This is a genomic window from Rhodoluna sp. (assembly GCF_044239955.1).
Classification (GTDB): Bacteria; Actinomycetota; Actinomycetes; order Actinomycetales; family Microbacteriaceae; genus Rhodoluna.
This window is the reverse complement of the sequence record NZ_JBIIAL010000006.1, coordinates 1-21931: the sequence shown is the minus strand read 5'-3', so window position 1 is coordinate 21931 and position 21931 is coordinate 1. Positions and strand designations below refer to the sequence as shown.

Here is a 21931-nt window from a genome sequence, read left to right as displayed (position 1 = left end):
CCATGCCAGTAGCAACCCCTGATGCCTATCTAGCGATGTTGGATCGGGCCAAGTCCCAGAAGTTTGCTTACCCGGCTATCAACATTTCCTCTTCCGCTACCGCGATTGCTGCCTTGCAAGGTCTTCAAGAATGCGGGTCCGATGGAATCCTGCAGGTCTCTACAGGTGGAGCAGAGTACTTCTCTGGTTCAACCGTGAAGTCCATGGCAATTGGTGCTCAGGCAATGGCTGCTTTTATTCGAGAGGCAGCTAAGGGATATGGAATCACCGTTGCGTTACACACTGATCACTGCCCCAAGGGACATCTGGACGGCTTCGTTCGACCGTTGTTGGAAGTTTCTGCAGAGCGTGTGAAGAGCGGCCTTGATCCACTTTTCAATTCCCACATGTGGGATGGCTCTGCAGTTCCGCTTACTGAGAACTTAGAAATTGCAAAAGAGCTACTGGCAAAGACCACTGCGGTTGGATCAATTCTGGAGATTGAAGTTGGAGTTGTCGGTGGCGAAGAAGACGGTGTTGAAGGTGGATCTGGAAAAGATCTTTTCACAACAGTAGAAGACGGTATGGCTACCGTCGAAGCACTAGGTCTTGGAGAGAACGGAAGATACCTAACTGCTCTAACCTTTGGAAATGTACATGGAAGCTATAAGCCTGGGAGTGTAAAGCTAAAGCCAGAGCTACTAGATGAAATTCAAAAAGCAGTGGGAGCCAAGTACTCCAAGGACCTACCTTTTGATCTTGTTTTCCACGGCGGTTCCGGATCAACCGATAAGGAAATCGCAGACGCAGTTAGCTTCGGTGTTATCAAGATGAACATCGATACTGATACTCAATACGCTTTCACTCGCGCGGTTGCTGGACACATGTTTGCAAACTACGACGGTGTTCTGAAGTTGGACGGCGAAGTTGGAAATAAGAAGGCCTACGACCCTAGGGCTTGGGGCAAGCTAGCTGAAGCTTCAATGGCTGCCAGAGTTGCCCAGGCCGCTAACCAGTTGGGTTCAGCTGGTAAATCCCCAACTGCATAATGATCGAGCGCTCCCCTTTTTACCAAAACGGAAATCCTAGGTACAAAGGAAAGTTCAAACAGTCAGAAATGCACGGCTATTGGGAGTTTTTTAGAAAAGACGGAACTCTGATGCGTTCTGGGAGCTTTGATTCGGGTAAACAAATTGGAATTTGGGCTAACTACGACCAGTCTGGTCATCCTCACAAAGAAACGGATTTTGGCTCCTAAGAGCGCTTTGCCTTGTTACTAGTGTCTTGACCGGCTTCTTTTAAATCCTTACGTAATTCCTTTGGCAGTGAGAACTGAACATCTTCTTCAGCGGTAGTGATCTCAGTTGGCTTACCAAATTGACGCTTCTCCAGGTACTCAAGCACCTCATCGACAAGTTCTTCGGGTGCAGAGGCTCCTGAGGACACTCCGACAGTTTCGACACCCTCAAACCATTCTTCTTTGATCTCACTGGCGTAATCGATTCGGTAAGCGGCCTTTGCGCCGGCTTCCAAGGCAACCTCTACTAGGCGCACGGTGTTGGAAGAATTTGCAGAACCAATAACCAAAACTAGGTCAGATTCGGATCCAACCTTCTTGATTGCGACTTGGCGATTCTGGGTTGCGTAGCAAATGTCATCACTTGGTGGATTCTGAAGAGTAGGAAACTTCTCGCGAAGTTTCAGCACAGTTTCCATTGTCTCGTCGACTGAAAGGGTGGTTTGTGAAAGCCAAATAACTTTCTTAGGGTCTTTTACCTTGGCGTTTTCAATTCCCGCTTTGCCGTCGACAAGCTGAACATGATCTGGTGCCTCGCCAGCGGTACCTTCTACTTCTTCGTGACCTTCGTGACCAATCAACAAAATGTCATACTCTTCAGCAGCAAATCTTTGGACCTCGCGGTGCACCTTTGTAACCAACGGACAGGTGGCATCAATTGTGTTTAGCCCGCGAGCCTCAGAAGCTTTTACAACAGCAGGGGATACCCCGTGAGCGGAGAAAACTAGCGTCGAACCTTCTGGAACTTCATCAACCTCGTCAACAAAAATTGCTCCACGCTTTTCCAGGCCGGTAACAACGTGCTTGTTGTGAACGATTTCCTTGCGAACATAAACAGGGGCTCCATAGTGATCCAAGGCTTTTTCAACCGCTATAACGGCACGGTCCACACCGGCGCAGTAACCCCTAGGGGCGGCCAAAAGCACGCGCTTTGAAGGGGTAATATTTATTTGGTTCACAGCTCAATCTTACGAGAGATAACTCAACCACCTAAAGGAACGCTCATGTCAGAGGATCAACTGCAGCAATCCTCTGAATCTAGAGTGTCTAGTGAGCTAACTCCCTGGAGTGTGGCCAATTTCACCAGCTCCTTAAAGGACTGGATTACAAAGCTTGGCAATGTCTGGGTTGAGGGCCAAATCTCTCAAATCAGCCCCAAAAAGGACGTCTTTTTCGGAGAACTGCGTGACCTGGTGGCTGACAAGGGCTTCTCTATTCACTCCAGAAGACCCGATGTTCTAAACACCATCTCTGAGCTAGCCGCTGGAGACCGTGTCGTGTGTTTGGTCCATCCGGATTTCTGGGAGAGATCCGGAAAAACCAGCATGGATGTTTTGGCAATTAGAAAAGTTGGGCTTGGCGAACTACTCGAGAGAATCGAGCGATTGCGTCAACAGCTAATCAAAGAAGGTCTTACTCTTGCCGAAAGAAAGCAACCGCTGCCATTTCTTCCAAACCTCATCGGACTCATTACCGGAGCTAACAGCGATGCTGAAAAGGATGTCCTGGAAAATGCCAAGCAGCGTTGGCCAGAAGTTCGATTCAAGATTCAACACACTCCCGTTCAAGGAGATAAAGCGGCTGCAGAAATAATTAAAGCTATCCAAGCTCTCGATGCCGATAGTGAAGTTGACGTAATCATCATCGCTCGCGGAGGAGGCTCATTTCAAGATCTTTTGGTTTTCTCTGACGAGCAAGTTGTTAGAGCGGTGGCGAATTGTAAGACACCTGTTGTTAGTGCAATCGGTCATGAAAATGATCGCCCACTAACCGATGACGTTGCCGACTTCCGAGCATCAACTCCGACGGATGCTGCAAAAACTGTAGTCCCAGATGTAGTTGAAGAGCGTAAGAAAATTTCTATGGCGTTAGAAAGAATTTCTCTACGGGTCTCGGGTTTTGTTCAAAACCAACTCGAGCTGCTAGCTGGCATTAGATCAAGGCCAGTTTTTGCGAACCCGTTCACAATAGTCGATGAGAGATTCTTGAACATCAGCCAGTTACTGTCAACTTTGCAGTCCCAGACAAAGAACTTCCTGGACAAAGAACAGCTGCAAATTGCAGGCCTTCGCGGTCAGGTTCGAGCGCTGTCCCCAAAGCTAACTCTTGATAGAGGATATGCGGTAGTTAGAAACCTCAAGGATGGAGTAATCACTGACCCGAAGAAAGTTTCCAAGGGTGAAAAGCTGCGAGTCACGCTCTCCGGAGGCGACCTCGGGGTCACGGCAGATTGAAAGTAGGCTAGAGACATAATGAGTGAATCCAATAAAGACATCGAGGCCATGAGCTACGAGCAAGCTCGCGACGAATTAATCAAAGTAGTTGCTGAGCTCGAGACGGGTTCAGTCACCCTAGAAAAGTCAATGCAACTTTGGGAACGAGGCGAGGCGCTGGCTAATCGCTGCGACAAGTGGCTTTCTGGAGCAAGAGACCAACTAGAGAAGGTTTCCAAGACTAAGAAAACTGGGTCCGAGTGAGCGATGCCGCGGCCAAGCGTCGTGCACGGCAGACGCTAATAAATCTGCTCTTGTCTCTAGGGGCAACCATTGGCCTGATGCTTGTATTGATACTTGCTGTTCCGCGCGATGACTCCAATAGAGTTCAGGCGGTTGATTTTCAAGAAATTGCTTCTCAGGCGGAAAGTGAAGCACCAGGTAAATTGCTGGTGCCAACTCTTCCAGTCGACTGGTATTCCAACGCGGCCCGGTATCGATCTGCGGCTCAAGACGGAGTTGCGAGCTGGTATGCAGGATTTGTCGGGCCAAATAATGAATTCATTGCTCTGACACAAGGTTTTGATGTAAACCAAACCTGGATTCAGATTCAGCTTGAGGCAAATAAGCCAACCGGTGAGATAACTCTTGGTGAACAGACCTGGTCTATCTATGAATCCACCAAGACCAACACCCCAGCCAAGTCAAAGGACTTTTTGATGCTCCTGGAATACCAGAATCATGCGGTCTTGGTTTACGGTGTGGCGCCTAGGCAGCAGTTGGAAGATTTCGCAACTCAGCTTTCTTTGATGATTGAAACAAACTAGGGCCCAGTTATCAGCTAAAGAGAGTAAATTAGGGGTTGTGAAAGTAAGAAATTACTTAGTAAATATCACACTTATTTTCAGGTACTAGTTTTAGGCGGGACGGCAATGGAATTTCGAATTGAACACGACACCATGGGTGAAGTCAAGGTCCCTAAGGATGCTCTTTATTCCGCGCAGACCCAACGAGCTGTTGAGAACTTTCCAATCTCGGGCTCAACACTGGAGAAAGCCCACATCGCGGCCCTTGCACAAATCAAAAAAGCAGCAGCCCTTGCTAATGCCAAGCTGGGGGTTCTGGACCAGAAAATTGCTGACGCCATTGCAAAAAGTGCTGATGAGGTAATTACCGGAAAACACGATGGTGAGTTTCCAGTAGATATTTACCAAACCGGCTCCGGTACCAGTTCAAACATGAACATGAACGAAGTGCTTGCCTCTCTAGCTTCTAAACACCTGGGCGAAGCAGTGCACCCAAACGATCACGTGAACGCTTCACAGTCTTCTAACGACGTCTTTCCAACCTCGGTCCACCTAGCCGTTACCTCCGCCATCGTTTCAGACCTGTTGCCAGCACTTGACTACCTAGCTGGAAAATTGGAAGTAAAGGCCAAGAACTGGTCCCAGGTCGTCAAGGCAGGTCGCACTCACCTGATGGACGCAACCCCAGTGACTCTGGGTCAAGAATTTGGTGGTTACGCAGCTCAGATTAGATATGGCATTGAAAGAATCCAAGCAACCATCCCTCGTGTTGCAGAGGTTCCTCTGGGTGGAACAGCTGTTGGGACCGGAATCAACACCCCTAAAGGTTTCCCACAAGAAGTAATCAAGCTCTTAGCTAAGGCCACATCTTTACCGATCACCGAAGCTAGAGATCACTTTGAGTCTCAAGGGGCAAGAGATGCCCTGGTAGAAGCTTCTGGAGCTCTTAGAGTTTTGGCAGTTAGCCTAACCAAGATCAATAACGACTTGCGCTGGATGGGCTCTGGTCCAAACGCTGGCTTGGGAGAGTTAGTTATTCCAGATCTTCAGCCAGGTTCCTCGATCATGCCCGGCAAGGTAAACCCTGTCATTCCAGAAGCAGTTTTGATGGTTTGTGCAAGGGTTATTGGAAACGACCAGACTGTTGCGTGGGCTGGAGCCAGCGGAAACTTCGAGCTCAATGTTGGAATTCCTGTTATGGGAAATTCGCTGCTTGAATCGATCAGGCTACTTGCAAACTCTTCTAGAGTTCTTGCAGACAAAACAATTGAAGGCCTGAAGGTAAACACGGACCGTGCTTTGGCTTTGGCTGAATCAAGTCCAGCAATCGTAACGCCCCTAAACAAGGTGATTGGTTACGAAGCCGCAGCCAAGATTGCCAAGTATTCAGTGGAAAAGTCCATCACCGTTCGCGAAGCCGTTATTGACCTAGGTTTTGTTGAGCGAGGCGAAATTAGCGAAGCTGATCTGGACAAAGCACTAAACGTGCTGTCTATGACCAAGCCCCCACAGTAATCGCTCCAAAAAAACCAGCTATCAAATAGGGCCCTAGCGGCATTGATCCGCCAAGCTTTATCTTTCCTAGCACTAGAAGAATTAGGGCAACGATTCCCGCTACCAAAAAACTAATTAGTAGCGCGAGAACCGGAAGGGTAACCGAGTACCAACCAAGGGTCAGAGACATCGCGGCCATCAGCTTTACATCTCCCATTCCAAGTAACCCCAAGCGGTTTAGACCCAAAGAAACCAAAAAAGTTGCGAGCATAGCCACAGTTGCCCAAAGCATGTTCCACCAAATGCCACTGGCAATTCCAGCGGCCACTTGCCCAATCAACGTGATGGGGAAAGCCGGTAGGACGTATTTATTTGGCAGGCGACGTTGCAAAATATCGGTCTTGGCTAGCGGCCAAGCAGTGAGAGCCAAGTAGCCAAGACCGACTGCTGAAAATATCGAGGCAAGATTTTCGAACACCCAAGCAGGGTATTTTGAAACCGAGGCTGGGGTTAAAACTTATCCCCAAGCAAGAATTGTTGGTTTAGGCTCCGAAGCGGCGATGTCTTCTGGTGAAGGCGCGAATAGCTCTCAGAAAGTCAACTTTTCTAAAGTCTGGCCAGAGTGCTTCCTCGAAGTACAGCTCAGAATTACTTGATTGCCAGAGCAGAAAACCGCTTAGGCGCTGCTCACCCGAGGTTCTAATGATTAGATCCGGGTCAGGTTGGTCTGAGGTGTAAAGGTGAGAAGCTATCAATTCGGGCGTAAGCGAGTCTGAAAGTTTTGATAGGTCGCCGCCAGAAGCAATCGAGGATTGCACGATGGATCTCATGGCGTCGGTAATCTCCTGGCGGCCACCATAACCAATGGCCAGGTTCACCGTTGCACCCTTGGTATTAGCGCTAGCTTTCTCTGACTTTTCAAGAGAGTCTAAGAATTCTTTAGACAGTGCGTTTCGATCTCCCATGACCCGAATCTTCCAATTGCCTCTGTTGACCATTTCCTTGGCTAACTTATCCAGAATTACAAAAAGGTCCTCTAGCTCTTGTTGGTTTCGCTGCTTCAGATTCTCGGTTGAAAGAAGGTAAAGGGTGATAACTGGGACAGCCAGCTCATCGCACCAAGAAAGGAATTCAAATATCTTCTGTGCTCCGGCAATGTGTCCTGATTTGGCTTTTGAGCCATTGTTCTTATCGGCCCATCTTCTATTGCCATCAAGCATTACCGCTATGTGTTTCGGGATGTTGTCTTTATCGAGCTGGCGCTCGAGGCGAGCTTCATAAATGCTATAAACAGGATTTCGCACATTCCAAGGCTACCGCCTCGAAACCCATCTAGAGTTGAACCATGGTAAAAAAGCAAACACCCGGGGAGCCGATGCACTTGCCGCTGTCTGAAATGACTAAGAGCGAAGAAGATTTAAAGCCATCCTGGCGCGGCTGGATCCACACTGGAGTTTTGCCAATTGCCGTCGCTGGCGGTGTGGTGCTTGTTGTTTTGGCTGATGGGTTGACAGCAAAAGTTGCGGCGGCAGTTTTCTTTGCCAGCTCAATATTGCTGTTTGGAACTAGCGCTATCTACCACCGTTTCAACTGGAAACCGAAGGCCAAGAAAGCCCTCAAGAGATTTGATCACGCAAACATCTTCTTGCTAATAGCAGGAAGTTATACGCCAATAACTTTGCTTGCACTCCCCCAGGAAAAGGGGTTATTACTGATTATTGCTATTTGGGCAACGGCTCTGCTGGGCATTGGCTTTAGGATTTTCTGGCTTGGCGCTCCAAGATGGTTGTATGTAATCATCTACATCGTCATGGGTTGGGCTGCGGTTGTTTACCTGCCAGATTTTATAAACGTTAACTTGGCGATGATGGTTCTAATTCTTGCCGGTGGTTTGATGTACACGCTGGGAGCCGTTTTCTACGCTATGAAAAGACCTAATCCAGTCCCGGGACACTTCGGCTTTCATGAAATCTTTCACAGCTTTACAGTTTTGGCATTTTTGTGCCACTGGAGCGCGGTGTTGATAATCTGCCTGAACCCAGTTCCAGGCTCATTCGCCTAACTAGTTAGAGCTTGGCGGGTTTCCGCCCTGTTCCTCAAGATCTAGCTTCTGAACTATCTCTGCGCGATAGCGAACTCTGCGGACTCTTCTAGTCATGTCAAAAATAATGAAGATAGCTGCTCCAGCCACTCCAAAAGTGGCTAAGAAGCCCACTACTCCGGGGCTATACCAGGTGTCATCAATAACAACGTCACTGGGGGCCTCGGTGGCTAACCAAACTACTAATTGATTCATACCCTTAAGTATGAGCCACAATCTTCAGTTAACCTTGATTAGTGAGCAAAAACATTCTCCAGCAACGCTACGGTCGAGATCGGTTTCGAAACCGTGATCGGATTCTGGCTATTTCAATTGCAGCGGTGGCGCTCACTTCTTTTCTGATTTGGGCAATTTTCGTAAGCATCGATAACTCCAATCAGGTAACTCACAGAGACATCGCCTACGAGGTAATTGACGAGTACTCAACCAATGTGACCTTTGAGGTTTCCAGAAACCCAGGACAAGCAGTCAGTTGTGACCTCACGGTGTTAAATCAGTCCTTTGCAATTGTTGGGTTCTTGACAGTGGATGTGGCGGCTTCGGAGAGTCGCTCTACAGTGATTTCTAGCTCCATTCGCACCACAGAACTGGGCGTATCGGGCTTGGTTGATGGCTGTCGCTGAATTAGGCTAGAGAGATTATGTCTGAAACTAACGATGCCACCTGGCTAACTCAGGAAGCCTACGACCGTCTTGCCAATGAACTAGAACAGCTGCTAACGGTTGCTCGCGCCGACATAGCTAAAAGAATTCAAGAAGCTAGAGAAGAAGGTGACCTCAAAGAAAATGGTGGTTACCACGCTGCCAAGGAAGAGCAAGGCAAGATCGAATCTCGAATCAATCGCCTGGAAGAGATCTTGGCAACCGCTCAGGTTGGTGAAGCTCCTAAAGCTCACGGAATTGTGCAGCAGGGGCTAGTAATCTCCGTTGAGCTAAATGGTTCTGAAAAGAAGTTCTTACTGGGAAGCGCCGAGATCAACGATGAAGACATTGAGGTTTACAGCCCAGATTCTCCAATTGGAAGCGCCATCATGGGCAAGAAAATCGGCGAGCAGCTAGATGTTTACTTGCCAAATGGTAAAACTATCCAGGTCAAGATTCTGGATGTGACTAACAGCTAGTCTTCTCGAGACGGCTGCAGCTTTGGCCTAAGTCCTGCTTTTTCCAAAGCCTTTACAACTTCCATGCGATGGTTGTGCCCACTTGTTTCAACCGAAAGATTCAACTCAACTTCACTAATCTGAAGGCCATTGCCGTGACGGGTATGCAGGACTTCGATTACGTTGGCGTGTGCTCCAGCGATCACTTCAGCTGTCAAAGCAAGTTGACCCGGACGGTCTGGAAGCATGACTGAGAAGTTGGTGTAACGGTCGGATGTAGATAGACCGTGGCGGATAACTCTTTGAAGCAAAAGCGGGTCCATATTTCCACCGGACAAAATAGCAACGGTCTTGCCTTTAGCCTTGGCTTTCCCGCTCATTAGAGCCGCTACTGCAACCGCTCCAGCTGGCTCTACAACTTGCTTGGCTCTTTCCAGAAGAACCAAGATGGCCTTGGCGATATCGTTCTCCGAAACGGTTACCACTTTGTCAACGTACTTTTTGATGAGCTCGAATGGCACACGACCCGGCTTGGAAACAGCAATTCCATCGGCAATGGTTGGTGTGGTCTGTATTTCGGTAACCTTACCAGCCCTAAGAGATGCCGGGTAGGCGGCTGAGTGCTCTGACTGCACACCGATTACTTTAATCTTTCTGCCCTGAGCCGCAGCTGCAAGCTTGGCCGCCACGGCGACGCCGGCGGCCAGCCCCCCTCCACCGATCGCAACGACAATTGTTGAAACATCTGGGTGTTGCTGGAGAATTTCTAAACCAACTGTTCCTTGGCCCATGACAACATCGATGTGATCAAATGGCGGTATAAAGATTGCACCAGTGTTCTTGGCTTCTTCCTGAGCAGCCTTTAGGCACTCGGCAAAAGTAGCGCCATGCTGAACAACCCTTGCTCCGTAGTTTCTGGTGGCCTCGACCTTAGGCAAGGATGCACCGATTGGCATGTAAACAGTGGCTTTGATTCCGAGCTTTTTTGCAGCCAAGGCAACACCCTGCGAATGATTTCCAGCCGACGCTGCGATAACGCCCTGTTTCTTCTCTGCTGCGCTGAGGTGGCTCATTCTGTTGTACGCGCCTCGTACTTTGTATGCTCCGGTGCGCTGAAGGTTTTCACACTTTAGGTAAACCTGTTGACCAACTAGGTCAGAAAGAAAATTTGAGTGAAGAGTTGGGGTTTCAATGGCAACTTTTCTCACATTCGCAAGCACGGTCTCAAAATCAGACAGCGTAGGAACTACCACTGGGGATTGAGTAGTCATTGGTGCCTTTCGGGAAAAATTGCCTAAGACCCAAGTTTAGTTAGATTTGCGGCTAGAACTTAGTGCCCATTTCCTGAATACGTTCGATTCTCTTAGGGATCGGAGGGTGAGTAGAAAATAGCCTCTCGGTGAACCCAGGCTTGATTGGATCATTCATGAACATGTGAGCCATGGATGCGCTCACTTTCTGCATTGGGCGGCCATATTCGCCCAGCTTCTGGAGTGCGCTGGCTAATCCTTCTGGGTAGCGGGTGATCTCAACGCCGGTTGCATCAGCTAGGAACTCGCGTTGACGGGAAACAGCAGCCGTGACAATGGGTCCAATGAACCATGCAATAACGCTTGCCACAACTCCCACCATAAGAAATACTGCTCCAGCATTGTCTCTAGATCTGTTGCCTCCCGCAAAGAAAGCGGCTCTAATGGCAAAATCTGCCAAGATTCCAACAGCACTAACCAAGCCAAAGACGATGGTTGTTACTCGAATGTCGTAATTTCTGATGTGAGCTAGCTCGTGGGCCATAACTCCCTCGAGCTCGTTATCGTCCATGATCACTAGTAGTCCAGTGGTTGCCGCCACGATTGCGTGCTCAGGATCTCGTCCTGCTGCGAACGCATTAGGGGCAGGATCGTTGATGATGTAAACCTTTGGCATCGGGATACCTTCGGCAATCGATAGATTCTCCACGGTGCGCCAAAGACGAGGGTTATCAGACTTCTGTATTTCAACTGCTCCAGTCATACCAATGGCGATCTTTCCTGCCATGTAGTACTGAAAAATTGTGTAAACCAAAACAAAGCCTACGATGAACAGTGCAGATGATCCGTTACCGGAAGCTGTGCCCCACCAAATTGAAATCGCACTCAAAAGCGCAACGAACAAGCCAATGATAATTATCGTGTTGCGCTTATTAGCAGCGATTGCTGAATACATATTGCTTTTCTCTTGAGTTTAGAAGCTAGCCTTTGGCGGCTCTGCGATGCTTGCAGCATCGGCCACCTCAAAGAACTCGCGAGCTGGGAAACCAAGACCCTTTGCAAAGAAGTTTTGTGGGAACTGCAACACCTTGGTGTTGAGCTCTCTCACTCCACCGTTATAGAAACGCCTCGATGCCATGATCTTGTCTTCGGTGTCGGTTAGCTCTGCTTGAAGCTGCAAAAAGTTCTGGCTTGCCTGTAGCTGCGGGTATGCCTCGGCAACTGCAAACAATGACTTGAGTGCGCCCTGCAGCATATTCTCTGCCTTGGCTGCCTGCTCCGGGTGAGCAAGGGCTTCTGGTGAAACGGTAGCCGCACGGGCCTTGGTGACATCGTCAAAGACTTTGCCTTCGTAAGCTGCGTAACCCTTTACGGTTTCGATCAGATTAGGAATAAGATCCGCTCTGCGCTTTAGTTGGACTGTAATATCAGACCAGGCCTCATCAACTCGAACATTGAGTGCCACTAGAGCGTTATAGGTAGACCAGAGCCAGATTCCAACTAGGACAACTAGACCAACCAGTACTAAAAGAGCAATATCCACGAAAATTCCTATCGGTTATGAAGTGTGTTCCTTACAAAAATGTTAGGTCAGAAAGCTCAAAAATTGGCTGTTAGCGCTAATCTCACAGAAAACTAATAGGTGTGCCCCCGATGGGACTCGAACCCATACTGTGACGATTTTAAGTCGTCTGCCTCTGCCATTGGGCTACGGGGGCCTTGGAATCCAAGTTCTTCTAGCTCTTTGGTCTAGAGGCCCAGGTTTCAAAGGCTAATCGAGGGTCCTTGCTAGCTGCAATAGACACAACATCGCGACTTAGCAAGAAGTTAGCAATCCAACCGCCTAGAACCCTAAACTTGCGCTCCCACATCGGCATTGCAAGCACGTGGTAACCGCGGTGCATGAACCAGGCAAGCAACCCGGTGATAGCAAGGTTTCGGTACTGGAACACTCCGACTCCAATTCCAAGGCCGGCAACCGCTCCCATGTTTCTGTGGAAGTAAGGTTTGATTCCCTCGCCACGCAAGTTTGCCACCAAGTTTTTAGCGAGCAGCTTTCCTTGACGAACGGCGTGCTGAGCGTTTGGAACGCAGTAGCCCCCGACCCCGTCTCCAGAAAGATCTGGGACGGCGGAGTTGTCTCCCGCGGTCCAAGCATCAGCGATGATGTTTTCGCCATCAACAATTCGAAGTGAAGTGTCTGCTGTTACTCTTCCTCTTTCGTCGAGAGGCAAATCGGTGTTCTTAACTGCAGGGTTTGCCATAACTCCAGCGGTCCAAACGATGATGTCTGCTTCAATCTTGAGGCCATCGGAAAGCTCGATAAATCCACCTTCAGCCGACTGCAGCTGAGTGTCCAAGTGAACTTTGGCGTTTCGATCTTGCAGGTTCTTCACAACCCACTGGCTGGTCTTTAGAGAAACCTCTGGCATGACTCGGCTCATCGCTTCGACGAGATGGAACTGAACCTCGTCAAATTTGATGTTCTTGTAGTAGCGCAATAGATAGGTAGCCAAAGACAGCATCTCAGCAAAAGTCTCAATACCCGCAAAACCTCCACCAACTACAACGAAGGTAAGCAGTTTTTGACGCTCCGCTCCAGCTGGCAAGCTGGCAGCTCGATCGAAGTTGGTTAGCAAGCGGTTGCGGACCTCCATTGCCTCTTCGATAGTTTTCATGCCGATTGCCAAATCAGCAACACCAGGAATTGGGAAAGTTCTGGATACCGCTCCTGCGGTCACAACAATCTGGTCATACTCAATCTCGTAAGGATCTAGGTTTGGGCTCGAAACCGTTACCTTTTTTTCCTTGTGATTGATGAAATTCACTTTTCCGCCAACAATGCGGGTGCGCTTTAGGTGCCTGCGATAGGACACCAAAACGTGCCTTGGTTCAATGGATCCGGCGGCAACTTCGGGCAAGAAGGGCTGGTAGGTCATATAAGGCAGGGGGTCTACAAGGGTCACCTCAGCTTCATTTTTACCAAGGTACTTTTCAAGCTTCTTTGCGGTGTAGAAACCGGCATAGCCGCCACCAACGATCAAGATTCTAGGCATTGAACTAATTTACTACTTTCGTTTTTCTTCTTTTGGGCTGTGGCCAGCTGGCCGAAAGGCAAAATACAAGAATGTTGCAAGAAGCCCTAGACCAGCATAGCCAGCAAGTGGAAGCCAATTGCTGATATCCGAGTACCAGGGAGCAGCAGTTATTGGTTCTTCAAAAGACGTGATTGGAGTCGGGGCCTGAATTGGGCTGACAATATCTCCTGGGGCAGCTTCTTTGTCGGTACTGGCTCTATAGAGTTCGATCCACTGCTCCAAAGAGCCGAGGGGATTTTCCGTTACTGGGGGAATCTCGGCTAGTAGCGCCTGATTAGCGTCAATTACCCCGTAACCGTAGCTTGTTGAGTAGCCCTCAAAACCATTCTTACTCGCCGAGCTGATAACTCGATTGACAACATTGGCCGCATCCATGTCCGGATACATTGATCGGATTAGAGCTACCATTCCAGAAACAATTGGCGTGGCCCCGCTGGTACCTGACCACATTCGGTACTCGCCACCAGGAAACGCGCCAATCAATTCTTCAGCTGGTGCGGTAACACCAATAGTTAATCCATTTGTTGAAAATTTTTCCGAGGGCAGGCCATTTCTATCTAGTCCAGCAACCGAAATAACACCAGGTATGCTTGCGGGCGCCGATACCTGCTCGGTTCCATCTATCCTGTTTCCTGCCGCCGCCACAACAACAACATCATTTTCAAATGCGTATAGGAATGCCTGGTCCCAACTTTCGGGCCAGGAAACAGAGTTTCTAGTAAGTGAAAGATTTATGACTTGCGCACCGTTATCTACCGCCCAAATTATGCCATCAGCAATTTGGGAATCAGTATCTAGTCCTTCAACTCCAAATGCGATAGAGACCGAAAGCAATTCGGCCTTTGGTGCAACACCGATTATTTCGGACTCACCGCGACCAGCCGCAATGGACGCCACCATTGTTCCGTGATAACTGTTGCTTCCCACTGGTGTTTGACCATCACTTGATCCAAGCCCCGACATGTCTGTGCCGCCAACCACGGCGCCCTGCAAGCTCGGGTGGGTGGAGTCAATGCCAGTATCAATGATCGCTATTTTGACGCCCTCACCCTGACTTGAATCCCACGCGCTGGTAAAACCATAGTCATCGAGCCAGTACTGTTGGTCGCGAACCGAATCTGCCATTGCCGCGCTCGATGGGCCTACAGTTAACAGCACCGATGCTGCCAAAACAACTAGCTTTCGCATACGCACCTACTTGGTGACCAACTACAGGCCTCTAGAGCGAGGTCGCCGATGATGTTTACGCCAGGGCCCTTGGCTAAAGAATGAGCGACAAGGGAGTGCAGACACTTCACGCGAGTTGGCATTCCACCAGCGGAAATACCTTCGATTTCTTCGACGACACCGAGCTCTGCTCGATCCGAAAGATAGCTTTGGTGCGCGCTTTGGTAATTCTTGGAAAGATCTTCATCTTCACCAAGTTGATCTTGAAGCTTTGTCATGAGCCCCTCTGCTTCAAGAGTTGAGACCGCTGATGTAGCAGCCGGCAAAGTTAGGTAATAAACGGTTGGAAAAGGTGTGCCATCTTCGAGCCTCGGTTTGGTTTGAACCACAACCGGATTGCCACAGCAACACCTTGCAGCAATAGCCACAATGTCCCTTACGGGCCTTCCAAGTTGCTTGGTGACAGCTTCGAGGTCTTTATCTGTTGCACTACTCAGTGGCACTGGTTGGTTCCTGATTAGGCTCTTCCAGGCCCGCTCGCAAAGTTGATTCCAAAAGTGCTTCCACCCAGTTCGTTTCGCTGGCTAAAACCTCAAGGCTAAATCCGCTGCTCTTTCTTTGCTCCGCTAGCATCGCACCTACTGTTCCAGAAGTATCAGAGAGGTCAATTCCTTCAGCATCCATTACTAGGAAGCTGACTTCACCTGGCATGACAAAGTAGAGTCGATCTCTTGCTTGTGCGCGGATGTATACCTCGTCATCCCAACGAAGACGCTCCTGCTGCATACCCTCTAGATTTTGCTTAGCCTGCTCAACTAGCGTTTGATAGTCAGCAATCTCTCTTCGTTGTTCGTACCAGATCTGTATGCCTGGAGCTAGCGTAAACATTCCAATAAGGATTACCGCCAGTAGCGCTAGCGTGTAGCTATTTAGCCGACCGGTGATTCTCATTTAGTTTCCTAGCGAAAGTTTTTGAAAGCCTTGGCTCCTGGGTAGTAAGCCGCGTCGGCAAGTTCTTCTTCAATGCGCAGCAGTTGGTTGTACTTAGCCACTCGCTCGCTTCTAGCCGGAGCACCTGTTTTAATCTGACCGGCATTGGTAGCTACTGCTAGATCTGCAATAAAAGTGTCTTCGGTTTCACCGGACCGGTGCGAAATGATTGCTGTCATTCCGTTGCGCTGAGCAAGAGCGACTGCGTCCAGCGTCTCGGTCAAGGTGCCGATTTGGTTTACTTTTACCAGAATGCTGTTTGCAGTTCCTTTATCGATTCCGGTTTGGAGTCTTGCTGGGTTGGTGACAAACAGGTCATCGCCAACTAGCTGGACTTTGTCTCCGAGGCGCTTGGTCATTGCTGCCCAGCCATCCCAGTCATTTTCGTCTAGTGGGTCCTCGATGGAAACTAATGGGAAGGCAGCTACTAGGCCTTCGTAGTAAGTGATCATTTCTTCGGCCGAGTGAGCTTTGCCTTCGAAGTGGTACTTACCGTCTTTGTAGAACTCGGTGGCGGCAACATCAAGTGCCATGGCAATGTCGGTTCCGACTTTGTAACCGGCTTTTTCAATGGCTTCTGAAATCAATTCCAGGGCTGCGCGGTTAGTTGGAAGATCTGGAGCGAATCCACCCTCGTCACCTAGACCGGTTGAAAGGTTCTTGGACTGCAGCAAGGACTTTAGAGAGTGGTAAACCTCGGTTCCCCACCTAAGCGCTTCTGAGAAGGTCGGGGCACCAATTGGAACAATCATGAACTCTTGAACATCCACGCCGTTGTCAGCGTGAGCGCCACCGTTCAAGATGTTCATAAGTGGAACAGGAAGCGTGTGAGCGTTTGGTCCACCGAGGTACCGATAAAGAGGCAAGCCGCTGCTGTCAGCTGCAGCTTTAGCAACCGCTAGAGAAACACCCAAAATTGCGTTGGCACCCAAGTTTGATTTGTTGTCGGTTCCATCAAGGGAGATTAGGGCGTTATCAACCAATCTCTGATCGGTAGCATCAAAATCAACCAGCGCCTCGTCGATTTCTCCGATGACTCGAAGAACGGCTTTTTGGACACCCTTGCCTAGAAATCTGGACTTGTCGCCATCTCTTGATTCGTGAGCTTCGAAAGCTCCGGTAGAGGCGCCAGACGGAACAGCCGCACGACCAAAGGAGTCGTCATCTAGTAAAACCTCGACTTCAATAGTTGGGTTACCTCTCGAGTCGAGGATTTCGCGAGCACCGATGGCTTCGATAAGTGACAAGGGGTTTCTCCTTAGTTGGTGGAAATCAAATTCCAATGTGATTATCAGTTGCCGCCGTTGGCACACTACTAGTTTAGTTTGACTGGCCCTAGGCTATGGGTTTGATTGATAAGCCCTTGAAGCCTTCATGGGGCTTCTCAAGGCTCGCAAAGGAAGAAAAACCCTGTAGCTTCAAGCTATCTAGCAAGTTGTTCAGCTTCTTTGGTTTCGGCTCTAGCCTCACCTGGTAACCAGCTTCAATCGCCTGAGCTTGAGTAGCTAAGGCTTTCTGCAGATCCGACTGTTCGAAAACCAAAACTAGGTTCTTGTTTTCTGACAACTTTGCATCCACAAGGTCCGCAACTCTTTCAAAGCCCAGCGAGATTCCAACAGCCGCGACATCTTCACCTAGCCACTTGCCAACCATTCCGTCGTAGCGACCGCCGCCACCGATTGAGCTCCCAGATTCTGGGTGTTCAATTTCAAAGATGATTCCGGTGTAGTAACCCATGCCTCGAACTAGTGTCGGGTCAAATCGGAGCTTGCCTGGATGAAACTGCTCAAGCCCTGCAAAAACCGCTGCCAATTGCTCAGGTACCACTTGCTTGCCAGCAAGTGATTCAAGCCAAGTTTTGGCTTTAGCTGCAACTTCGTCGTTGAATCTTTCCTTGAGCTCAAGGCAAACCCCATCGATGCCGATCTTGTCTAGCTTGTCGATAGTGATCATCGCTCGAGAGTGATCTTTGGCTGCAATGCCAAGTTCTTGAATAGAGCGAGAGAGAAGTTCACGGTGATTGACTCGAATAGTTGCAGTTGAGATCCCAATGCTTTCTAGCGAGTGCAAGCTCGCATTTAGGATTTCTATTTCAGCTAAAGAACTCTCGTCGCCAATGATGTCGATATCGCACTGAACAAACTGTCGGTAACGACCTTTTTGCGGACGCTCCGCTCGCCATACTGGGCCGGTTTGAATTGCCTTCAAAATTTTAGGGAGCTTTGACTGGTTGGTTGCGTAGAACCTGGTCAAAGGAACAGTGAGGTCATACCTCAATCCAAGATCAGAAAGCTGGTCAGCACCTTTACCCAGTGCCCCCTCTAGCTCTTCGCCTCTTTTGAGGACCCGAAATGCCAAGCTTTCGTTATCCCCGCCATCACTACTTGTGAGGCGTTCAATGTTTTCAAGGGCAGGAGTTTCGATTTCCTGAAAACCAAACGAGCGATAGCTAGCCAAGATCTTTCCAAGTAGCTGATCTCGGGTGGCTTTTTCAACCGGCAGAAAATCACGCATGCCACGAGGTGGGTTGATTTGCTGAGCCATATTTCCAGTCTGGCAGACCAGAGCAAAAAACTTGCGTTAGCAAGCTAGTGCTTTGGCTACTTACCTATTACTCCAGCGTCAAAATCATCGCTTAGTTCAAACTGTCTGATCTCAACTTCTAACTCCCTGACGCTTTCGCGAAGTGCTCGCTCAGCGTCAAGACCCTTAGATTTTGCGGCCAAGACTAAGGCAAGAAGCAAGGCTCCAAGCTGATCTTCATCGCTTATCTCAATTGCGCCTGGTTCCTCAGTTCCCAGCACACCAAGCGATTGGGCTTTGCCGATTACCTTGTCGGCGAGAATCAAGGAAGGCAAAGCTTTAGGAATCCCATCTAGCACGCTTTCTCGCTCAGGCTTCTCACGCTGTTTGTGGGCGTCCCAATTTTGCATAACCTCTTCACCAGTGTCGGCTTTGTAGCGTTCGAGTTCTTCTGGGGTTCCAAAGACGTGCGGGTGACGTCCCTTCATTTTCTTTGTAGATAACTCTGCAACGTCTTGAATGCTAAAGCTCTCCCCTAAGGATCCAGACTGGGCAAGGTCGGAATGGAAAATCACTTGGTATAAAACATCGCCTAGCTCTTCCAGAATTTGCTCGCGGTTTCCTGATTCAATTGCCTCGACCAGCTCATAGCTTTCTTCAATCAAGTACTTGGTAAGTGATTGATGAGTTTGCTCTGCATCCCAAGGGCAGCCGCCTGGAGCTCGCAATTTGCTGGCTGTTGTTATTAGCTCATCGAGGTTAGTCATTTACTTCTACTTCCTTTTGAATTTCGGTTATGTCTTGGAAAACCCTGTGTGTGAAATCAATTAAGGCTTGGGTGGTTGAAGTGCCAGCCTCTATCGCAGCAGGAATTGGAATCTGAAGAATTCTTGCCGATTGCAAATACTTTAGCCCCTGATAGCTTCGCGACAGCTTCACCTGAATAGATTCGGTCATTTCAACAGGCTGTATGCGCATCATGTTTGAAAGCAAGTTAACATCTTTTAGGCCTAACCGGTTGGCAATTTGCCTTAGCTCGGTGACAAGGAGTAGATTCTTCACCTGCTCTGGGGCGGGACCATAGCGGTCTTCCAATTCGGCCAGAATTGCTTGAAGAGTTTCCTTAGTACCTGTTTCCCCGGACGCTGCCGAGAGCTTGTGATAGGCCTCTAGCCTTAGCCGCTCACTGTCTAGATAAGTGTGAGGGATGTGCGCATCAATAGGGATTTCAAGCTTTAGCTCAGCAGGCGAATCAATCTTGATTCCCTTGAAGTCAGCTACCGCCTCACCAATCATTCGAAGGTAAAGATCAAAGCCCACTCCAGCGATGTGCCCGGACTGTTCCCCGCCCAGTAGGTTTCCAGCGCCACGAATCTCAAGGTCCTTTAAGGCCACCTGGATTCCAGCGCCCAGCTCATTGTTTTGAGCGATGGTGGCTAGTCGGTCATGAGAGGTTTCACTAAGAGGCTTGCTCGGGTCATAGAAGAAGTAGGCGTAGGCACGCTCCCTGGAGCGCCCAACGCGACCTCTGATTTGATGGAGCTGCGAAAGCCCAAAGTGCTCAGCGCGGTCAATGATCAAAGTGTTGGCATTTGGAATATCGATTCCGGTTTCGATGATGGTGGTTGACACCAGGATGTCAAACTTCTTCTCCCAGAAATCAACGACAACTTGTTCTAGAGCCGCCTCGGGCATCTGTCCGTGAGCCACCGCAATTCTCGCTTCTGGAACCAACTTGGCAAGATCGTTAGCGGTTTTCTCGATTGTCGCAACCCTGTTGTGAACAAAGAACACTTGACCCTCGCGAATCAACTCTCGTCTAATCGCTGCCGCTACCTGCTTCTCGCTATAGCCACCAATGAAGGTAAGAATAGGGTGGCGATCTTCTGGTGGGGTTGCAAGTGTGGACATTTCCCTTATTCCGGTAATTGCCATTTCCAAAGTTCTTGGAATAGGAGTTGCACTCATGGCGAGAATGTCAACATTTGTTTTTAGAGCTTTGAGTTTTTCTTTATGTTCAACTCCGAAGCGCTGTTCTTCGTCGATGATTATCAATCCAAGATTTCTAAACTTCACACTGTCAGAAAGCAACCGATGGGTTCCAATCACCATGTCTACTTCACCGGTAGCTAGACCAGCAATTGTTTCGCGGACTTCTTTGGCGGTTTGAAAACGAGAAAGTGATTTCACGTTCACCGGAAATCCAGAGAATCTATCCATGACTGTGTCGGTGTGTTGTCTTGCCAGCAAGGTTGTTGGCACCAGCATGGCAACCTGCTTGCCATCTTGGATGGCCTTGAAGGCTGCTCTGATGGCAACTTCTGTTTTCCCGTACCCCACATCACCTGCTAGCAAGCGGTCCATGGGAATTGGTTTTTCCATATCCGCTTTGACTTCTTCTATTGTGGTGAGCTGATCCGGAGTCTCCTGAAAAGCGAAAGCTTCTTCGAGCTCATGCTGCCAAGGAGTATCCGACGCAAAAGCGTATCCGACAGAGTTCATCCTGGCCGAATAAAGCTTCACTAGATCTATTGCAATCTTTCGCACTGCCTTTCTGGCGTTACCTTTGGCACGCGCCCAATCAGAGCCGCCGAGCTTTGAAATAACTGGCGCTTCCGCCCCGACATACCTGGTGAGCATATCCAGCTGATCGGTTGGAACAAACAGGGTGTCTTCTGGGTAACCCCTTTTTGAGGATGCATATTCGATCAGCAAGTATTCTCGCTGGTGAACCCTGGCCCCAACACCGCTGGTTCGCTGAATTAGCTCCTTGAATCTCCCGATGCCATGAATCTCGTGAACCACGTAGTCGCCAGATTTGAGGGTTAGTGGATCAACTGCTTGACCTCTCTTGACAGCAAGTTTCCTGGCCTGGGGAGCAGAGTATGAACTCTTAGAGTAAAACTCCAGTTGAGTAAGAACGGTGAGCTTTGCGGCTTCTGAAACCAGGCCCTTTCTGATTTGAGACTGAATCAAGTAAACAGTGTTTGGTTTTGGTTCGTCAGGAATAGTGTCTGTAAGCACGGCGTTTGCGCCTGCTTGAACCAGTAACTCTTTGAGTCTTTCGTTTGTGCCCAAGCCTTCTGATGAGATCACTACAAGGTGCTTCTGACCAAGTTGATCCAATACCCACTCAAGGGCTGAGGCTTCGAGCCCTTTAAAGTTTGGAACTTCTAGAATTCCAAGATTCACAACTTCTTCCGAATCAAGGCCGAACGGCGAGATAGTAACTACCTGAAACTCGGAAAACTTTTGAGTGAAGCTAACAAAGTCAATGAAGCCACCGCCTGACAGATCTATTGGTGCCGATGCGCCATCCATCGCCGCGTCCCAGGCAGCGTGCAAGAACTCCTCGTTGGTCTCTACCAGGCTGGCAGCTCTTGCTGCCGCCTTCTCGGGAGATAACACAACAACCGACAAGAGCTTTGGAAGGTAGTCAAAGATTGAAACCATGCCATCAGCTAGCGCTGGGGCTAGCGATTCCATTCCCTCAACAGGAATACCCAACGAGATTTTCTCCAGCATCGCTGACAGGTTTGGAAACTCGTGCATCATCTCTCGTGCCTTGGAAGCCACATTTGGTGTGATCACCAACTCACGAGCTGGAAACAAAGTAACCGCATCGAGTTTCACCGCAGAGGATCTCTGGTCCGAAACTGAAAATTCCCGGATCTCCTCGAGTTCGTCACCGAAAAACTCCAGTCGTGCTGCGTGCTCCGCGGTGGTTGGAAAGATGTCAAGAATTCCACCTCGCACAGCAAACTCTCCACGCTTGGAGACCATGTCGACTCTTTGGTAGGCCTGCTCGACAAGCTTCAACGAAAGTTCGGGCAATAGGTACTCTTTGCCAGCTACCAGTTCGAGAGGTGGAAACTTATCAAGCCCTGCCACCACGGGTTGAATTGCTGCTCGTA

The 21931-nt window shown here is 49.2% G+C and carries 24 protein-coding genes and 1 tRNA gene; 9 read left to right on the top strand and 16 right to left on the bottom strand.

What is annotated here, in order from left to right:
- Window positions 1–2 precede the first annotated feature (2 nt).
- Both fbaA and AC9UFE_RS03505 read left to right on the top strand, forming a co-directional pair.
- A complete protein-coding gene (gene fbaA, locus AC9UFE_RS03510) occupies window positions 3–1028 on the top strand; it encodes a class II fructose-bisphosphate aldolase (RefSeq protein WP_509545674.1) in 1026 nt (341 codons plus the stop codon).
- A complete protein-coding gene (locus tag AC9UFE_RS03505; RefSeq protein WP_509545672.1) occupies window positions 1028–1237 on the top strand; it encodes a toxin-antitoxin system YwqK family antitoxin in 210 nt (69 codons plus the stop codon). Before fbaA ends, AC9UFE_RS03505 begins: the two co-directional genes overlap by 1 nt.
- Here the strand turns inward: AC9UFE_RS03505 and AC9UFE_RS03500 are convergent.
- The gene (locus AC9UFE_RS03500; protein WP_509545670.1) at window positions 1234–2235 is read right to left on the bottom strand and encodes a 4-hydroxy-3-methylbut-2-enyl diphosphate reductase; all 1002 of its coding nucleotides are present in this window, start codon (window positions 2233–2235) and stop codon (window positions 1234–1236) included. The two genes, AC9UFE_RS03505 and AC9UFE_RS03500, sit on opposite strands and share 4 nt — an antisense overlap.
- A 45-nt stretch (window positions 2236–2280) precedes the next feature.
- Here AC9UFE_RS03500 and xseA point away from each other — a divergent pair, with 45 nt between their 5' ends.
- From xseA to AC9UFE_RS03480, 4 genes are all read left to right on the top strand, one after another.
- Complete coding sequence (xseA, locus tag AC9UFE_RS03495; protein ID WP_509545668.1) at window positions 2281–3510, top strand: exodeoxyribonuclease VII large subunit; 1230 nt, start codon at window positions 2281–2283, stop codon at window positions 3508–3510.
- An 18-nt stretch (window positions 3511–3528) separates the two neighbouring features.
- The gene (locus AC9UFE_RS03490) at window positions 3529–3753 is read left to right on the top strand and encodes an exodeoxyribonuclease VII small subunit (protein WP_509545666.1); all 225 of its coding nucleotides are present in this window, start codon (window positions 3529–3531) and stop codon (window positions 3751–3753) included.
- On the top strand, window positions 3750–4316 hold the full coding sequence (locus tag AC9UFE_RS03485; RefSeq protein WP_509545664.1) for a DUF4245 domain-containing protein: 567 nt from the start codon (window positions 3750–3752) through the stop codon (window positions 4314–4316). Before AC9UFE_RS03490 ends, AC9UFE_RS03485 begins: the two co-directional genes overlap by 4 nt.
- A 105-nt stretch (window positions 4317–4421) precedes the next feature.
- Window positions 4422–5810 carry a class II fumarate hydratase gene (locus AC9UFE_RS03480; RefSeq protein ID WP_509545662.1) on the top strand — a complete coding sequence of 463 codons (1389 nt, stop codon included), beginning with the start codon at window positions 4422–4424 and terminating at the stop codon, window positions 5808–5810.
- Here AC9UFE_RS03480 and AC9UFE_RS03475 read toward each other — a convergent pair.
- Window positions 5788–6267, bottom strand: a complete 480-nt coding sequence (locus AC9UFE_RS03475; protein WP_509545660.1) for a prepilin peptidase — start codon at window positions 6265–6267, stop codon at window positions 5788–5790. The genes AC9UFE_RS03480 and AC9UFE_RS03475 overlap by 23 nt on opposite strands.
- A gap of 64 nt (window positions 6268–6331) precedes the next feature.
- Window positions 6332–7093, bottom strand: coding sequence for a polyprenyl diphosphate synthase (uppS, locus tag AC9UFE_RS03470; RefSeq protein ID WP_509545658.1), 762 nt, complete (start codon window positions 7091–7093; stop codon window positions 6332–6334).
- Between the two features lie 71 nt (window positions 7094–7164).
- On the opposite strand from uppS, the gene trhA reads away from it, so the two are divergent.
- A complete protein-coding gene (trhA, locus tag AC9UFE_RS03465; RefSeq protein ID WP_509545746.1) occupies window positions 7165–7851 on the top strand; it encodes a PAQR family membrane homeostasis protein TrhA in 687 nt (228 codons plus the stop codon).
- Here trhA and AC9UFE_RS03460 read toward each other — a convergent pair whose 3' ends face one another.
- Window positions 7852–8085, bottom strand: a complete 234-nt coding sequence (locus tag AC9UFE_RS03460; RefSeq protein ID WP_509545656.1) for a hypothetical protein — start codon at window positions 8083–8085, stop codon at window positions 7852–7854.
- A gap of 41 nt (window positions 8086–8126) precedes the next feature.
- Here AC9UFE_RS03460 and AC9UFE_RS03455 point away from each other — a divergent pair, with 41 nt between their 5' ends.
- Together AC9UFE_RS03455 and greA are read left to right on the top strand one after the other, a co-directional pair.
- Window positions 8127–8513: a DUF4307 domain-containing protein gene (locus tag AC9UFE_RS03455; protein WP_509545654.1), complete on the top strand. Its 387-nt coding sequence runs from the start codon at window positions 8127–8129 to the stop codon at window positions 8511–8513.
- Window positions 8514–8530: 17 nt separating this feature from the next.
- Window positions 8531–9010, top strand: coding sequence for a transcription elongation factor GreA (gene greA / locus AC9UFE_RS03450; protein WP_509545652.1), 480 nt, complete (start codon window positions 8531–8533; stop codon window positions 9008–9010).
- On the opposite strand, the gene ilvA is transcribed toward greA, so the two are convergent.
- The 12 genes from ilvA to mfd form a co-directional block, all read right to left on the bottom strand.
- Entirely contained in the window at window positions 9007–10260 is a 1254-nt protein-coding gene (gene ilvA / locus AC9UFE_RS03445; RefSeq protein WP_509545650.1) for a threonine ammonia-lyase, read from the bottom strand. The genes greA and ilvA overlap by 4 nt on opposite strands.
- A 52-nt stretch (window positions 10261–10312) precedes the next feature.
- Window positions 10313–11194: a M48 family metalloprotease gene (locus AC9UFE_RS03440; protein WP_509545648.1), complete on the bottom strand. Its 882-nt coding sequence runs from the start codon at window positions 11192–11194 to the stop codon at window positions 10313–10315.
- Between the two features lie 18 nt (window positions 11195–11212).
- Window positions 11213–11776 carry a LemA family protein gene (locus AC9UFE_RS03435; RefSeq protein WP_509545744.1) on the bottom strand — a complete coding sequence of 188 codons (564 nt, stop codon included), beginning with the start codon at window positions 11774–11776 and terminating at the stop codon, window positions 11213–11215.
- A gap of 108 nt (window positions 11777–11884) precedes the next feature.
- Window positions 11885–11957: transfer RNA gene (locus AC9UFE_RS03430), tRNA-Leu, on the bottom strand.
- A gap of 18 nt (window positions 11958–11975) precedes the next feature.
- A complete protein-coding gene (locus tag AC9UFE_RS03425; RefSeq protein WP_509545646.1) occupies window positions 11976–13295 on the bottom strand; it encodes an NAD(P)/FAD-dependent oxidoreductase in 1320 nt (439 codons plus the stop codon).
- 12 nt (window positions 13296–13307) lie between these two features.
- Window positions 13308–14525, bottom strand: a complete 1218-nt coding sequence (locus AC9UFE_RS03420; protein ID WP_509545644.1) for a S8 family peptidase — start codon at window positions 14523–14525, stop codon at window positions 13308–13310.
- Complete coding sequence (locus tag AC9UFE_RS03415; protein ID WP_509545642.1) at window positions 14513–15007, bottom strand: DUF501 domain-containing protein; 495 nt, start codon at window positions 15005–15007, stop codon at window positions 14513–14515. Before AC9UFE_RS03415 ends, AC9UFE_RS03420 begins: the two co-directional genes overlap by 13 nt.
- Window positions 14994–15455: an FtsB family cell division protein gene (locus AC9UFE_RS03410; RefSeq protein ID WP_509545640.1), complete on the bottom strand. Its 462-nt coding sequence runs from the start codon at window positions 15453–15455 to the stop codon at window positions 14994–14996. Before AC9UFE_RS03410 ends, AC9UFE_RS03415 begins: the two co-directional genes overlap by 14 nt.
- 8 nt (window positions 15456–15463) lie before the next feature.
- The gene (gene eno / locus AC9UFE_RS03405) at window positions 15464–16741 is read right to left on the bottom strand and encodes a phosphopyruvate hydratase (protein WP_509545638.1); all 1278 of its coding nucleotides are present in this window, start codon (window positions 16739–16741) and stop codon (window positions 15464–15466) included.
- Between the two features lie 88 nt (window positions 16742–16829).
- On the bottom strand, window positions 16830–18038 hold the full coding sequence (gene hisS, locus AC9UFE_RS03400) for a histidine--tRNA ligase (RefSeq protein ID WP_509545636.1): 1209 nt from the start codon (window positions 18036–18038) through the stop codon (window positions 16830–16832).
- 56 nt (window positions 18039–18094) lie between these two features.
- Window positions 18095–18784 carry a nucleoside triphosphate pyrophosphohydrolase gene (locus AC9UFE_RS03395; RefSeq protein ID WP_509545634.1) on the bottom strand — a complete coding sequence of 230 codons (690 nt, stop codon included), beginning with the start codon at window positions 18782–18784 and terminating at the stop codon, window positions 18095–18097.
- Window positions 18777–21931 (bottom strand): transcription-repair coupling factor (gene mfd, locus AC9UFE_RS03390; RefSeq protein WP_509545632.1); only part of this gene is annotated, 3155 nt, incomplete at its 5' end. The genes mfd and AC9UFE_RS03395, both read right to left, overlap by 8 nt.